Source organism: Streptomyces silvae (assembly GCF_016745505.1).
In the GTDB taxonomy this organism is placed as follows: Bacteria; Actinomycetota; Actinomycetes; order Streptomycetales; family Streptomycetaceae; genus Streptomyces; species Streptomyces silvae.
Genome location: NZ_JAERUC010000184.1, coordinates 1 through 14,300, shown reverse-complemented (window position 1 = coordinate 14,300; position 14,300 = coordinate 1). Strand labels below are relative to the sequence as shown.

The 14,300-nt window shown below is 72.0% G+C and carries 11 protein-coding genes; 7 read left to right on the top strand and 4 right to left on the bottom strand.

Features of this window, described 5'->3' with window-relative positions:
• Positions 1-59: 59 nt before the first annotated feature.
• Positions 60-710 carry an SIMPL domain-containing protein gene (locus tag JKV81_RS29135; protein ID WP_164992649.1) on the bottom strand — a complete coding sequence of 217 codons (651 nt, stop codon included), beginning with the start codon at positions 708-710 and terminating at the stop codon, positions 60-62.
• Between the two features lie 92 nt (positions 711-802).
• Positions 803-2,665: a serine hydrolase domain-containing protein gene (locus tag JKV81_RS29130; protein WP_202078621.1), complete on the bottom strand. Its 1,863-nt coding sequence runs from the start codon at positions 2,663-2,665 to the stop codon at positions 803-805.
• 267 nt (positions 2,666-2,932) lie between these two features.
• On the opposite strand from JKV81_RS29130, the gene JKV81_RS29125 reads away from it, so the two are divergent.
• The 3 genes from JKV81_RS29125 to JKV81_RS29115 all read left to right on the top strand — a co-directional run bounded on the left by JKV81_RS29125 (position 2,933) and on the right by JKV81_RS29115 (position 6,464).
• A complete protein-coding gene (locus JKV81_RS29125) occupies positions 2,933-4,543 on the top strand; it encodes an acyl-CoA synthetase (RefSeq protein ID WP_236058065.1) in 1,611 nt (536 codons plus the stop codon).
• A gap of 287 nt (positions 4,544-4,830) precedes the next feature.
• A complete protein-coding gene (locus tag JKV81_RS29120; RefSeq protein ID WP_202078619.1) occupies positions 4,831-5,334 on the top strand; it encodes a GVDTG sorting domain-containing protein in 504 nt (167 codons plus the stop codon).
• A 119-nt stretch (positions 5,335-5,453) separates the two neighbouring features.
• Positions 5,454-6,464, top strand: coding sequence for a class F sortase (locus JKV81_RS29115; protein WP_202078617.1), 1,011 nt, complete (start codon positions 5,454-5,456; stop codon positions 6,462-6,464).
• Positions 6,465-6,608: 144 nt separating this feature from the next.
• On the opposite strand, the gene paaK is transcribed toward JKV81_RS29115, so the two are convergent.
• Positions 6,609-7,898, bottom strand: a complete 1,290-nt coding sequence (paaK, locus tag JKV81_RS29110) for a phenylacetate--CoA ligase PaaK (RefSeq protein ID WP_129260503.1) — start codon at positions 7,896-7,898, stop codon at positions 6,609-6,611.
• A 346-nt stretch (positions 7,899-8,244) separates the two neighbouring features.
• Between paaK and JKV81_RS29105 the strand changes: the two genes are divergently transcribed.
• Positions 8,245-9,765 (top strand): alpha/beta fold hydrolase, encoded by a 1,521-nt coding sequence (locus JKV81_RS29105; protein WP_129260502.1) that lies wholly within the window; start codon positions 8,245-8,247, stop codon positions 9,763-9,765.
• A 40-nt stretch (positions 9,766-9,805) separates the two neighbouring features.
• Here JKV81_RS29105 and JKV81_RS29100 read toward each other — a convergent pair whose 3' ends face one another.
• Positions 9,806-11,440: an FAD-dependent oxidoreductase gene (locus JKV81_RS29100; protein ID WP_129260501.1), complete on the bottom strand. Its 1,635-nt coding sequence runs from the start codon at positions 11,438-11,440 to the stop codon at positions 9,806-9,808.
• Positions 11,441-11,713: 273 nt separating this feature from the next.
• Between JKV81_RS29100 and JKV81_RS29095 the strand changes: the two genes are divergently transcribed.
• The 3 genes from JKV81_RS29095 to JKV81_RS29085 all read left to right on the top strand — a co-directional run.
• Entirely contained in the window at positions 11,714-12,835 is a 1,122-nt protein-coding gene (locus JKV81_RS29095) for a TcmI family type II polyketide cyclase (protein WP_129260500.1), read from the top strand.
• A gap of 69 nt (positions 12,836-12,904) precedes the next feature.
• Positions 12,905-13,348 carry a cupin domain-containing protein gene (locus JKV81_RS29090; RefSeq protein WP_099171227.1) on the top strand — a complete coding sequence of 148 codons (444 nt, stop codon included), beginning with the start codon at positions 12,905-12,907 and terminating at the stop codon, positions 13,346-13,348.
• Positions 13,345-14,300, top strand: a 956-nt coding sequence (locus JKV81_RS29085) for a beta-ketoacyl-[acyl-carrier-protein] synthase family protein (RefSeq protein ID WP_202078615.1), incomplete at its 3' end; no start/stop codon positions are given. The genes JKV81_RS29090 and JKV81_RS29085, both read left to right, overlap by 4 nt.

The window sequence follows — 14,300 nt, the reverse complement described above, 5'->3', positions numbered from 1 at the left end:
GGGAAGGCGCGGGCCCCCGCCGGGGGCCCGCGCCCGTCGTCGCGCCGTGGCGCGTGTGCTCAGCCGCCGATGAGCGAGAGGCCGAGGACGACCCCCGCGGACACGGTCACCTTGCCGGGCGTCAGATCGCCCTCGCCACCGCCATCACCGCCCCGGGGGCTGCTGTGGCCGCGGTAGTTCTGCACCTGCTCGGCGTCCACGTCCTTGATGTGGATGACGGGCCCGAGCTGCGCACCGGCCGCCTCCGCGTACAGGGCCGCCTTCTCCCGCGCCGCCGCCACGGCCGCCGTGCGGGCACGGGCGCGCAGCTCCTTCTTCGAGCGCACGTCGAACTCGACGCCCTGGACCTCGTTGGCCCCGGCCTCCACGACGTCGATGAGGACCGTCTCCAGCGTGTCCAGCTCACGGAGTTCGATCACGAACGAGGCCGTGCACTCATAACCGGCGAACGTGCGCTCGGTGCCGTAATTCCACTGCGACGACAGGTTCAGCCTCGACGTGGACACGGCGGACTCCGGCACCTCGTGCCCGCGCAGGACCTCCCGGATCGCGTTCACCCCGCTCCGGGTGGCGGCGAACGCCTCGCCCGGCTTGTTCCTGGTCTGCGATATCGCGACGCGGAGGCGTGCCAGGTCGGGCGCGGCATCCACGCTCGCCGCCCCGAACACCGACACGCCCCACGGGCTCTCTATGGACTGGGTTCCGTTCATGCCGGCCATCCAACCAGCCGGACCCGCCCGGCCGGAGGGATCAGCCGGAGGAATCAGCCGCCGGAATCAGCCGGAGGAACCGGACGGCGGAATCAGTCGGAGGAGACGGTCCACCCCGTCGCCTCCACGCGCCCGGCGTCACGCGGCCTGCCGTCGTCGAAGAGCGTACGGCCGGCGTCCTCGACCCGCACCCCGTCCACGTACACCCCGCGCCCGACGTACAACTGGTCGGTGACGTAACGCCAGCGGAGTTGCACCTCGGTGCCCCGCCATGCCTTCAGGTCCGCCTCGAGCCGGTGCCAGACGCGCCCCGACCAGCCCGAGACCGAGCCGTCCGGGTGGGGCGTCGACTCCCTGGGCCGGTCACCCTGCGTCGGTACGGTGGTGAAGGGTACGGGCCGCCATGTCGTCCCGGAGTCCGACGAGGCCTCCAGGCGGAGGACGTCCGAGGCCGGCTCGGTGTCCCACCACAAGGCGCAGCTCAGTGACGGGCGTGAGGACGCCGGGCGCAGCGCGGGCAGCGTGAGCGTCGCGGTGGAGGCGCTCGCCATGCCGGAGAACCAGGCGGTACGGCCCCGCGACGGCCTGACGGGCACCGCGCGCGCCATCCGGTTGGCCGTCGCGACCCGCGGAGCACTGCCGGAACGCCAGCTGCGTACGGGATGGACGGAGTTGCCCAGGACGATCAGGAACGAGTCCGTGGTCGGATCGAGGACCAGGCTCGTCCCGGTGAACCCCGTGTGGCCCGCGGTGCGCGGCGTGGCCATCGCGCCCATGTACCAGTGCTGGTAGAGCTCGAAGCCCAGACCGTGCTCGTCTCCGGGGAACGCGGTGTTGAAGTCCGTGAACAGCAGCTCCACGGACTTCTCGGACAGGATCCGCGCCGAGCCGTAACTCCCGCCGTTGAGCAGGGCGCGGGCCAGCACGGCCAGATCCCAGGCGCAGGAGAAGACCCCCGCGTGACCGGCGACCCCTCCCAGGCTGTACGCGTTCTCGTCATGGACCTCGCCCCACACCAGCCCGCGCTCCAGCCCCGACCAGGGCAGCCGGGCATCCTCGGTGGCCGCGATCTTCGGCTTCCAGGAGGCGGGCGGGTTGTACCGGGTGCGGTGCATCCCGAGTGGAGCGGTGATCTCGTCGCGGAGCAGGGCGTCCTCGGTGCGACCGGTGATCTTCTCCAGGATCAGCTGGAGCGAGATCAGGTTGAGGTCGGAGTAGAGGTACGCCGTACCGGGAGGCGAGGCCGGGACCTCGTCCCAGAGCATGCGCAGCTTCCCCTCGCGGGTCGGCTCCGAGTAGAGCGGGATCCAGGCCCGGAAGCCCGAGGTGTGCGTCAGCAGCTGACGGACCGTGATGTCCTGCTTGCCGCCGCCGGCGAAATGGGGGAGGTAGGACGCGACCGGCGCCTCCAGCTCCAGCGCGCCCCGCTCGATCTGCTGCACGGCGAGGATCGAGGTGAACAGCTTGGACACCGAGGCCAGGTCGAAGACCGTGTCCTCGGCCATCGCGATCTGCTGGTCCGGCGGAAACTCCACGCCGGTGTCGGTCGCCTCGTCGTACGCCGCATAGCGCACGGCGTGGCCGATGGGCCGGTGCAGGGCGACGGTGCCGCCCCGGCCGGCCAGCAGGACCGCGCCCGCGTACCAGGGGTGCGCGGGGGAGTCGGCGAGGTACTTCTCCGCGTCCGAGACGAGCAGGTCGAGCTGGTCCGGCAGCAGCCCGGCCCGTGCGGCCGACCCGCGGCGCAGGGTCGGTCCGCCCCGTCCTGATCCCATACCCGTCCCGGTTCCCGATGCTGTACCGCCGGGCTGCTGCGTCACCCGCCCGGCGCCGGCCGCCGCTCCCGCAGCACCCGCGAAGGGGATCGGAGCGAGGGCGAACGCTCCGCCCAGGGCCAGTATCCCGCCGCCCAGCCCCCGACGGCTCATTCCCCGTCCCGACACGTCTCCGGTCATCCGGAACCCCTTCCCCTCATGTCGAAAGCACCCGCGTGAAAGTAACTTTCGAAATATCGTACGGTGGTGAAACTTCCTGCCGGAGCAGAGGGTACTGTCACCGCCGCCGCCCGTGGGACCCCTCGCAGGACAAAGAATTTGACGAACCGTCAGCTGACCGGGGTGGACCCGGTGTACGACGCCGAACGGCCGGCCGCGCGGAGGCGGGGGCCGACACGGGCGCTCCGGGCTCTTGACCCCCGGCGACCCGCCGCCCAGGATCACGCCATGACAGGTGTACGCAGCAGCACAGTGGACGGCGTCCTGACCCGCAGCGCACGGCGCACCCCCGGGCGCACCGCCGTGCGGTACGCCGAGCGGTCATGGACCTACGCCGCCCTGGACGAGGCGGTCAGCACGGCGGCCGCGGTGCTGACCGAGGCGCACGGACTGCGCCCCGGCGACCGCGTGGCCTCCTACGCCCACAACTCGGACGTGTACCTGATCGCCTATCTGGCCTGCGCCCGGGCCGGACTGATCCATGTTCCGGTCAACCAGAACCTCACCGGCGAGGACCTGGCGTACATCCTCGGCCAGTCCGGCAGCGCGCTCGTCCTCACCGACCCCGGTCTCGCGCCGCGCGTCCCGGCGGGCCACACCGTGCGGGCCCTGCGCGACGCACCGGACTCCCTCCTGGACGAACTGGCCACCCCGCGCCCCTTCACCCCCGAACGCGAACCCGGCGCCGACGACCTGGTCCAGCTGCTCTACACCTCCGGGACGACCGCCCAGCCCAAGGGCGCGATGATGACGCACGGAGCGCTGGTCCACGAGTACGTCAGTGCCGTCACCGCCCTCGACCTGCGGGCCACCGACCGGCCGGTGCACTCGCTGCCCCTCTACCACTCCGCCCAGATGCATGTGTTCCTGCTGCCGTACCTCGCGGTGGGCGCCGAGAACACCATCCTCGACGCCCCGGACGCCGTCCGGATCTTCGACCTGGTCGAGGCGGGCCGGGCGGACAGCCTCTTCGCGCCGCCGACCGTCTGGATCGGACTCGCCAACCACCCCGAGTTCGCGACCCGCGACCTCGGATCCCTGCGCAAGGCCTACTACGGCGCGTCGATCATGCCCGTGCCCGTGCTGGAACGACTGCGCGAGCGGCTGCCGGAGCTGGCCTTCTACAACTGCTTCGGCCAGAGCGAGATCGGCCCCCTCGCCACCGTCCTCGGACCCGACGAGCACGAGGGGCGGATGGACTCCTGCGGGCGTCCCGTGCTCTTCGTCGAGGCGAAGGTGGTCGACGAGGACGGCACGGAGGTGCCGGACGGAACGGCGGGCGAAGTGGTCTACCGCTCCCCGCAGCTGTGCCGGGGGTACTGGGACAAGCCGGAGGAGAGTGCGGAGGCATTCCGCGACGGCTGGTTCCACTCCGGCGACCTCGCCGTACGCGACCCGGAGGGCTACTTCACGGTCGTCGACCGGGTGAAGGACGTCATCAATTCGGGCGGCGTGCTCGTCGCCTCCCGGCAGGTCGAGGATGCTCTCTACACGCATCCCGCGGTGGCCGAGGCGGCCGTGGTGGGACTGCCCGACGAGCGCTGGATCGAAGCGGTCACCGCGGTCGTGGTGCTCCGCGGTGAGGCCTCGGAGTCCGATCTCATCGAGCACGCCCGCGACGCACTCGCCCACTTCAAGGCGCCGAAGCGGGTCCTGTTCGTCGGTGAACTCCCGCGCAACGCCAGCGGCAAGATCCTCAAGCGAGAGCTGCGCGACCGGTTCTCCGGGACCGAAGCATCCGAGGCCGAGGCATCCCGGACCGCGACTTCGAGAGCCGAGGCATCCGGGACCGCGAAGGTTCAGGAGCCCGTCGCCCCGGCGCCGGGCACGAGCAGCTGAGCCTGTTCCCCGGACCTGGCGGCGGACAGTGGGCCGCCGCCGACGCTGGTCGCGGCAGCCTGCTTACGCCGTTCGCCGTCCTGGGTGTGATACCTCCTCAGCTCCCGGGCCGGAAAGAGGTGACCTGGGGAAACGGGCGCCAGGGCGGCGAGGTGGCGGGACCGGCCGGGTGACGGGAGCGGCGGAGGCGTGTTGCGGGGGTGACGGACTGTCGGTTGCCTCGACAACGGAGCACAGCAGAGGTGCCGCGCAGACGGGCCGGACCCTGCTCCCGTTGGAGGATCCACATGCGCAACACACGCATCGTTGCGGGTATCTGTCTGGCCGTAGGTTCTCTCGCGCTCGTGGCTCCGGCCGCGGAAGCGGCGGCCGGCCCTTCCGGTGAACAGACCATTCGCATCACCCCGGCGGCGGCCACGCCGGGCTCGCAGGTCACCGTCACCACCGGGGCCTGCGGCAAGGAGACCTACGGCAAGGGGACGTCCCAGGCGGGAGGGGCCTTCCACCTCTTCGCGGGCGACCGGGCGGGTGTCCTCGTCGGCGTCTTCGACATCCCGCCGGGCACCCGGCCGGGCACGGACACCGTCACGGTGAAGTGCCCGCCGCGGACCAGGATCACGGACACGTACCGGATCGTCGAGCGCGCCCCCTCCGGCGGGGTGGACGCGGGCTTCGGCGCCCCCACCGACCAGGGCACGCAGCTCGCCGCGGGCAGTGTGCTGCTCGCCGCGGCCGCCGCCGGGGGAGTGGTCCGGATGCGCCGCAGGACGGCCACAGCGGCCCGTTCCTGACCGTACGGCGCACGGCCGCCGTACGTCCTCGGGCCCGGACACCGTCCCGACCGGGCCCGAGGACGCCCCCCTCCCCACCCGCTGCGAGGCGGAGGCACACGCGGAAGCAGAGGCACACGATGGAATCCGGGCGTACCCCCAGTACGGCACCCCCGTCGTTCCCGGCGGTCAAGCACCTCGTCTGGGCCCTGGTGGCGGGCACAGCACTGGTGATGAGCGGCCTGCGCGACGACCGGCCGCCCCAGCCGCCGGCCGCCGGAAGCGCGGCCACCGCCTCGGCCCCCGCGTCGGCCGCGGCCTCGGCCGCCGGAACAGCAGCCCGCGTGCCGTCCGCCCCCGTGCCGTCCGCCACCGCGTCCCCCGCCGGCAGCGCTCCCCAAGGGCCCGGCGCCCGGCAGGTCTCCGGCCCTGCGGGTGCTCCCCTCTACCTGTCCGGGGAACCTCAGGCCCCCGAGCCGCCCTCCTATCTGCGCCGGCCCTCCACGACTCCGGCGCCGCTGTCCCGACCGCCTTACCGCCCCGCCCCCCTGGCCCCCCTGTGGACCGGCCCCGCCCTGACGATCCCCCCGGCCCCTGCCCCGGCCGGCCCGTCGGGCTCGCCCTCCGCCGGCCCCCCATCCGGCCGCACCACCGCGCCCCGCCCGGTCTCCTCCATCCCCGCCGTACGGCCGCTCCCGCCCTCGACACCGCTCCGGCTGCGGATCCCGGCCATCAAGGTGGACGCGCCCATGATGAAGCTCGCTCTGAACGCGACCGGCGCTCTCGTCCCCCCGCCCGACAACAACCCCGTACTCGCGGGCTGGTACGCCGGCGGCACGGTTCCCGGAGCCGTCGGCACCGCCGTCACGACCGGCCACGTCGACACCAGCATGGGGCCCGGTGTCTTCCACGGGCTGGGTTCCGTGCGCAAGGGCGCCACCGTCGACATCATCCGGGCCGACGGGCGCATCGCCGTGTTCACCGTCTACGCCGTCGGGGTCTACGACAAGGCCGACTTCCCCGACGAGAAGGTCTATGGCCCCTCCAGCCGGCCCGAACTTCGGGTGATCACCTGCGGAGGCCCGTACGACAAGAAGTCCGGCTACCAGGACAACGTCGTGCTCTTCGCAGCCATGACCGCCACGCGCTGACCCCCCGGAGCGGCCTCCAGGAGCTCGCCGTACCGAAGCCGCTCCCTCAGCCGGCCCCGACCGGCGCCACCGTCCCTTCGCCGTCCCCGGCCCCACCGTCCCCAGCCCCACCGTCCCCGGCTCGGACTGCCGCTGAGGCCGCCCTCAGCGAGCCTCCCTCAGATCGACGATCCGCTTGATCTTGCCGACCGACCGCTCCAAGGTCTCCGGATCGACGATCTCGACCTCGACGCTCACGCCGACCCCGTCCTTCACGGCCGCCGCTATGGACCGGGCGGCCGCTTCGCGCTCAGCCGTGGAGGCTCCGGTTCGTGCCTCCGCGCGCACGGTCAGCGCGTCCATCCGTCCCTGCCGCGTCAGCCGCAGCTGGAAGTGCGGTGCCACGCCCGGTGTCCGCAGCACGATCTCCTCGATCTGCGTGGGGAAGAGATTCACCCCTCGCAGGATCACCATGTCGTCACTGCGCCCGGTGACCTTCTCCATCCTGCGGAAGACACGCGCCGTGCCCGGCAGCAGCCGCGTCAGATCACGGGTCCGGTAGCGGATCACCGGCATGGCTTCCTTGGTGAGCGACGTGAAGACCAGCTCGCCCTCCTCCCCGTCCGGCAGGACCTCACCCGTGAACGGGTCGACGACCTCCGGGTAGAAATGGTCCTCCCAGATGTGCAGCCCGTCCTTGGTCTCGACGCACTCCTGCGCCACCCCCGGGCCCATCACCTCCGACAGCCCGTAGATGTCGACCGCGTCGATGGCGAACCGCTCCTCGATCTCGCCGCGCATCTGCTCCGTCCACGGCTCGGCGCCGAATATCCCCACCTTCAGCGACGTCGACCGCGGATCCACCCCCTGGCGCTCGAACTCGTCCAGAAGGGTCAGCATGTACGAGGGCGTGATCATGATGATCTCGGGCCGGAAGTCCTGGATCAGCTGCACCTGGCGCGCCGTCATCCCCCCGGACGCCGGAATGACGGTGCAGCCGAGCCGCTCCGCCCCGTAATGGGCGCCGAGTCCTCCGGTGAACAGCCCGTACCCGTACGCCACATGGGCCTTGTGGCCCGTGCGCCCGCCCGCCGCCCTGATCGACCGCGCGACCACGTCCGCCCACGTGTCCAGATCCCGCTCGGTGTACCCCACCACCGTGGGCCGGCCGGTCGTGCCGCTGGAGGCATGGATCCGCCGCACCCGGTCCTCGGGAACGGCGAACATCCCGAACGGGTAGTTGTCCCGCAGGTCGGCCTTGACGGTGAACGGGAAACGGGAGAGGTCGGCGAGCGTGCGGCAGTCCTCGGGGTGCAACCCCGCCTTCTCGAAGGCCGCGCGGTAGAAACCGACGTTCTCGTAGGCATGCCGCAGCGTGGCCCGGAGCCGCTCCAGCTGCAGGGCTTCGAGCTCGTCGCGGCCGAGCCGCTCGCCGGCGTCAAGCAGCGCGGTCATACGGATCATCCCCTCGCCGACCGGCGACCGACCATTCGGTCGCCTCCTGGGAGCAGTAATTCAGGAGGCGGGGGGTTCTGGCAAGGTGTGCGGTGCGCCTGTGGATAACTCCTGGTCGAACCCCCGGCCCGGGCCGCCCGGACGGCCGGCGTCCGGCCGCGTCCGGCACCCTGGGCCCTGGCGCCCGATCACCGTGTGCACGGCCCGGCGCCCGCCCACCGTGCCCGCTGGACGGCCACGATGCCCGCAGGACGGCTGCCCCGCGTCTGGTGGGCCGCCGTCATCACCTGATTCGCTCTGGGCGTACGCACCCGCGAAGCACCGCCCGCCCTGTTTGGATGACTGTATGCCGATCTTCAGCACGTACGACGGAACCGAACTCGCCTATCACCTGATGGGCGAGGGCGAACCGCTGATCTGCCTGCCCGGCGGCCCCATGCGGGCGGCCCGCTACTTCGGCGACCTCGGCGGTCTGTCCCGGGTGCGCCAACTGGTGCTGCTCGACCTGCGGGGCACCGGCGACTCCGCCGCCCCGCGGGACCCGTCCACGTACCGGATCGACCGGCTCGTCGAGGACGTCGAAGCACTCCGCGCGCACCTCGGCCTCGAACAGGCCGACGTGCTCGGCCACTCCGCCTCCGGCGAACTCGCGGCGCTCTACGCGGCGAAGTACCCCCAGCGGCTGCGCTCCCTCACCCTCGTCACCCCCGGTACGGGCATCCTGGGCCTCCCCGCCACCGACCAGGACCGCTGCGACGCCGCCGAGCTGCGTGCGGACGAACCCTGGTACGCCGAGGCCAGGACCGCGCTCGACGAGATCCAGGCCGGACGGGCCACGCCCGCGACCTGGGCGGGGATCCGGCCGTTCATGTACGGACGCTGGGACGCCGCGGCCCAGGCCCACGCCGCCGAATCACCCGCGCAGCGCAACGCGGAAGCAGGCTCGCTCTACTACCCGGAGGGCGGCCTCGACACCGACGCCGCCGTCGCCGTACTCCGCGAGCTGCCGGCGCCCGTGCTCGTCCTCGCGGGGGAGTACGACGGCGGCCCCACCCCCGACCGCGCGGCGGAGCTCGCCGCGCTCTTCCCCCACGCGGAGTTCGCCGTCCAGCGGGGCGCGGCCCACTTCCCGTGGATGGACGGCCCCGGCGCCTTCGTCCGGACCGTCGCGGCCTTCCTCGACCCCGGTGTCCGCAGTGTGCAGGCGGGCGGGATCCGGCTCGCGTACCGCACCTGGGGTGACCCCTCGGATCCGCCCGTCGTCCTCGCCCACGGTCGCGGCGGGAACAGCCTGGACTGGACGGGTATCGCCGAACGGCTCGCGGCCCGTCACCGGGTGTACGCGCTCGACTTCCGGGGCCACGGCCTCAGCGACTGGCCCGGCCGCTACTCCTTCGAATTCTTCCGTGACGACCTGCACGCCTTCCTGGAGGCCCGCAACCTCTCCGGCGCCACGGTGATCGGGCACTCCATGGGCGGCGCGGCAGCCCTGCTGCTCGCCGAGCGGCACCCGGCGCTGATCGGCGCCCTGGTCGTCGAGGACGCCCCGACCCTGCTCCCGCTCGACCCGCCCCGTCCGCCGGCCGAACGGCCGGCGGAAGAGCTCGACTTCGACTGGGAGGTGGTCCCCTCCATCGACGCCCAGCTGAACGCCCCGGACCCGGCAGCCCGGGAGTGCCTGGGCGACATCACCGCCCCCACCCTCGTCGTCGGAGGGAACCGCAGCCACATAGACCAGGAACAACTGGCCTGGATGGCACGGCAGATACCCGATGGGCGCTTCGCCTCCGTGGACGCCGGCCACCTCGTGCACGCCGACAACCCGGAGGCGTTCCTCGACGCCCTCAAGTCGTTCGGCGTCGGCTGACGGGCCCCGTTGGGGGCCCGCCGGCCGTACGTCCTCCGCCTCAGCCGCGGTGCAGCAGGGTCACCATGACCTCGTACAGCGTCGCCTCCGGGTCCGCCGCCGCGCCCACCGAACGCCAGGCCACGAATCCGTCGGGGCGCACCAGTACGGCGCCCTCGTCGGACGTGCCGTGGGAGGCGGCCCAGTCGGCGCCCTCCTCGGGCTCCAGATCGGCGCCCGGGGCGGTGCCGATCCCGAACGCCTCCAGCGGGACGGACAGGCGCTTCGCCACCTGCTCCGCCGCCGCACGCCAGTCCGGGTGGCGGGCGTCGGACAGCAGCACGAACGACTTCTCGTAGAGGTCCAGCGTCGAGACCCTGGCACCGTCGCGGCCGAGCCACATGTGCGGTGCGCGTGTGCCGGGCTCGCCCGAAAGGTTCATGCCGTCCGGCACCACCGGGAGGCCGGGGTCGACGTCCAGGACGGCGCCCCGCACGTAGCGGTAGCCGAGCGCGACCGTCAGCATGCCGCCCTTGCGGCCGCCGGTGGGGCCGGGTGAGCCGGCGTACCCCGGGTGGCTGTGCTCTCCCGAACGGGCCGACGCCCGCGCGCTCGTGGCCTTCGCCACCGGAAGCCGCTCCGCCTCGTACGTCTCGAGAAGCCCGGGCCCCGCCACCTCGCCGATCACGGCAGCCAGCTTCCAGGCCAGGTTGTGTGCGTCCTGGATGCCGGTGTTCGAGCCGAAGGCCCCGGTGGGGGACATCTCGTGTGCCGAGTCACCGGCGAGGAAGACCCGGCCGGCGCCGTACCGTTCGGCGACCCGCTCGGCGGCGTGCCACGGGGCCTTGCCCGTGATCTCGATGTCCAGGTCCGGTGCTCCGACCGCCCTGCGGATGTGGTCCGCGCACCGCTCGTCGGTGAAGTCCTCCAGCGTCTCGCCCCGGTCCGGCTGCCACGGCGCGTGGAACACCCACCGCTCCTCGTTGTCGACGGGCAGCAGCGCCCCGTCCGCGTCCGGAGCCGTGAGATAGCAGACGATGAAGCGCCGGTCACCGACCACGGAGGCGAGTCGCCGGGAGCGGAACGTGATGCTCACGTTGTGGAAGAGGTCACCGGGACCCGTCTGGCCGATGCCCAGCTGCTCCCGGATCGGGCTGCGGGGCCCGTCGGCCGCGACGAGGTAGTCCGCACGCACCGTGGTGTGGGCCCCGGTCTCCCGGTCCTTGATCACGGCGGTGACCCCGTCCGCGTCCTGCTCGAAGCTGAGCAGCTCGGTGGAGAAGCGCAGCTCGCTCCCCAGCGACCGGGCGTGGTCGACCAGCACGGGCTCCAGGTCGTTCTGGCTGCACAGGCACCAGCCGCTCGGACTGAACCTGGCGATGCCGCCGCCCGGGTCGATCTCCTTGAACAGCCACTCCTGGTCGTCGCCGGTGAGCGATCCGGCCTGCAGGATTCCGTGGTTGTCCGCCAGGACGGACGCGGCGTCCCTGATCAGCTGCTCCGCCCCCGCGGTCCGGAACACCTCCATCGTGCGGACGTTGTTCCCGCGCCCCCGCGGGTGGGTCGAGGTGTCGCTGTGTTTCTCCACCAGCAGGTGACGGACTCCGAGCCGGCTCAGGAAGAGGGAGGTGGACAGGCCCACCAGGGAGCCGCCCACGATGAGGACCGGTACGCGGAGGTCGACGTTCTCGTTCATCAGTTGCTCCAGCTCGGACGCATGACGGATGCAGTGTCCATGCCCTCGCCGGAGGCCTTCGGCCGGACTTCGGCCGACGCCTCACCTGAACGGTTCATAAATCTCGCGCCGCCCGTACCAGCGTTCCACGATCAGTCGCGGGAGCGTTGCTCGCGATGCGGGGGTGGACCACACACGCCGGCGGGCGGAGACCTGTGCCGCTTCCACCGAAACCGACGGATGACGAGGGGCCACGGGACGTGGCCGCCGCACCGTCTCGAAGGAGAGCGAAAGATGACAACCCTCTCGGAACGGATATCTCAGTCCGCCTTCGACGGTTCGAGGCTCCGGGTCATACTGCTGCTGGACCTGCACGACGGCGCCCAGAACCAGTTCCTCGAGGCGTACGAGCACATGCGCAACCAGGTGGCCTCGATCCCCGGACACATCAGCGACCAGCTGTGCCAGTCCATCGAGAACCCCTCGCAGTGGCTCATCACCAGTGAGTGGGAGAGCGCGCCGCCGTTCCTCGCCTGGGTGAACAGCGAGGAGCACGTGGCAACGGTGCAGCCGCTGCACAGCTGCGTGCGTGACACCCGCTCCCTCCGCTTCAGCGTTCTGCGGGAGACCGGGAAGGCGTTCGAGAGCACGCCCGAACCGGCTGCCAAGGGCAACCTCCAGGCAGCTCCGCGGCTGGGCGACGGCGTCGTACGCCACGCGCTCACCTTCACGGTCAAGCCGGGCACCGAGGAGATGGTCGCGAAGATCCTCGCCGACTACGACTCCCCGCAGTCCCGCGTCGACGAGAACACCCGGCTGCGCCGCACCTCGCTCTTCATGCACGGCAACCGTGTCGTGCGAGCGGTCGAGGTCGAGGGCGACCTCATGGCAGCTCTGCGCCACGTCTCCCGTCAGCCCGAGGTCAGGGCCGTCGAGGAGGCCATCAACCCCTACCTGGAGCAGGACCGCGACCTCGGCGATCCCGACTCCGCCCGGATGTTCTTCACCAGGGCCGCGCTCCCGACCGTCCACCACGTGACGGCCGGACGGCACGACTCCGGCGATGTCCAGCGTCACGCGCTCTTCTACCAGGCCAAGGAAGGCTGCGGCATGGCACTCGCCAGGCTGCTCGCCGGCCAGGACGAGGAAGCGGCGAACGAGGCGTCGAGCCCGATCGAGAGCAGCACGATCTTCCAGCGCGACGACATCGTCGTGCGGCTGCTCGAAGTGAGCGGCCCGCTCGGCGCGCAGCCCACCCAGGCGCTCGGCATCGGCGGTCACCGCAAGGCGGCCATGCTCGGCCGGCTGCTCGACGGCGGTGCGAACGGCATGCCGACGAACGACCAGGAGGCCGCGCGCTTCCTCGCGCAGGCCGAGATGAACCTGATCACCGACCGTCGGGCCGCCGAGTCCTGATGCGTCAACGGCAGCGGGGCCGACCCGTGCTGCCGTCCCACCGCACAACGTGCCTGGAGGAGAACAGCCATGACCACCCACCGGCCTCGCATCGTGGACCTCAGCGAGACTCAGCCCAACCGCAGGCGCGGAGGCGACCTGCGCGCCATGCTCACCCCCACGGCGGTGGGCGCCACCAGCGGCTTCATGGGGCTGGCCATCGTCGCCCCCGGCGACCGCATCGGCGAGCACTACCACCCGTACTCCGAGGAGTTCGTGTACGTCGTGGACGGGCTCCTCGAAGTGGACCTGGACGGCGAGTCGCACCCGATGCGGCCCGACCAGGGCCTGCTGATCCCGCCGCACGTCCGCCACCGCTTCCGCAACGTGGGGGACGTGGAGGCCCGCATGGTCTTCCACCTCGGCCCGCTGGCCCCCCGCCCCGAGCTCGGGCACGTGGACACCGAGGTCACGGAAACGGCGGACTCCAGTGACGGCTACGCCCCGCCAGAACGAACGGGGGCCGCCTCATGACCCGGCGCGTGGCTGTCACCGGGGTCGGTGTCGTCGCACCCGGCGGCATCGGCGCCCCGGCCTTCTGGGACCTGCTCGCCAACGGCCGTACGGCGACACGCGGCATCACCCTGTTCGACCCGGCGGAGTTCCGCTCGCGCATCGCCGCCGAGTGCGACTTCGATCCCGTCGCGCACGGCCTGGACGCCGACCTGATCGCCCGCTCCGACCGCTACATCCAGTTCGCGCTGGTGGCGGCCAGGGAGGCGCTCGGTGACGCCGGGCTCGACCTCGAGAAGGAGGACCCCTGGCGCATCGGGGTCTCCCTCGGAACCGCGGTCGGCGGCACCACGCGCCTGGAGCACGACTACGTCGCCGTCAGCGGCAGCGGGGCGCGCTGGGACGTCGACCACCGGCCGGCGGGCGCCCATCTCGAACGGGCGTTCGCGCCGAGTACCCTCGCCTCCGCGGTCGCGGAGGAGGTTGGCGCGCACGGGCCCGTGCAGACGGTCTCGACCGGCTGCACCTCCGGCCTCGACGCGATCGGCTACGCCTTCCACTCCGTGGAGGAGGGCCGCGTGGACATCTGCGTCGCCGGCGCGTCCGACACGCCGATCACCCCCATCACGGTGGCCTGCTTCGACGCGATCAAGGCGACCTCGGCGAACAACGACGACCCGGAGCACGCCTCCAGGCCGTTCGACGCCCGCCGGGACGGCTTCGTCATGGGCGAGGGCGGCGCCGTCCTCATCCTGGAGGAGCTGGAGCACGCCCGCGCCCGCGGTGCGACCGTCTACTGCGAGATATCCGGCTACGCCACGTTCGGCAACGCCTACCACATGACCGGGCTGACCACCGAGGGACTGGAGATGGCCGAGGCCATCAACACCGCCCTCGCGCACTCCCGGCTCGACGGATCGCAGGTCGACTACGTCAACGCGCACGGCTCGGGCACCAAGCAGAACGACCGGCA

Bases quoted from the DNA above. Each gene is read 5' to 3' on its own strand.
- JKV81_RS29135 (WP_164992649.1), bottom strand. From the start codon at position 710: ATGAACGGAACCCAGTCCATAGAGAGCCCGTGGGGCGTGTCGGTGTTC.
- JKV81_RS29130 (WP_202078621.1), bottom strand. From the start codon at position 2,665: ATGACCGGAGACGTGTCGGGACGGGGAATGAGCCGTCGGGGGCTGGGC.
- JKV81_RS29125 (WP_236058065.1), top strand. From the start codon at position 2,933: ATGACAGGTGTACGCAGCAGCACAGTGGACGGCGTCCTGACCCGCAGC.
- JKV81_RS29120 (WP_202078619.1), top strand. From the start codon at position 4,831: ATGCGCAACACACGCATCGTTGCGGGTATCTGTCTGGCCGTAGGTTCT.
- JKV81_RS29115 (WP_202078617.1), top strand. From the start codon at position 5,454: ATGGAATCCGGGCGTACCCCCAGTACGGCACCCCCGTCGTTCCCGGCG.
- paaK (WP_129260503.1), bottom strand. From the start codon at position 7,898: ATGACCGCGCTGCTTGACGCCGGCGAGCGGCTCGGCCGCGACGAGCTC.
- JKV81_RS29105 (WP_129260502.1), top strand. From the start codon at position 8,245: ATGCCGATCTTCAGCACGTACGACGGAACCGAACTCGCCTATCACCTG.
- JKV81_RS29100 (WP_129260501.1), bottom strand. From the start codon at position 11,440: ATGAACGAGAACGTCGACCTCCGCGTACCGGTCCTCATCGTGGGCGGC.
- JKV81_RS29095 (WP_129260500.1), top strand. From the start codon at position 11,714: ATGACAACCCTCTCGGAACGGATATCTCAGTCCGCCTTCGACGGTTCG.
- JKV81_RS29090 (WP_099171227.1), top strand. From the start codon at position 12,905: ATGACCACCCACCGGCCTCGCATCGTGGACCTCAGCGAGACTCAGCCC.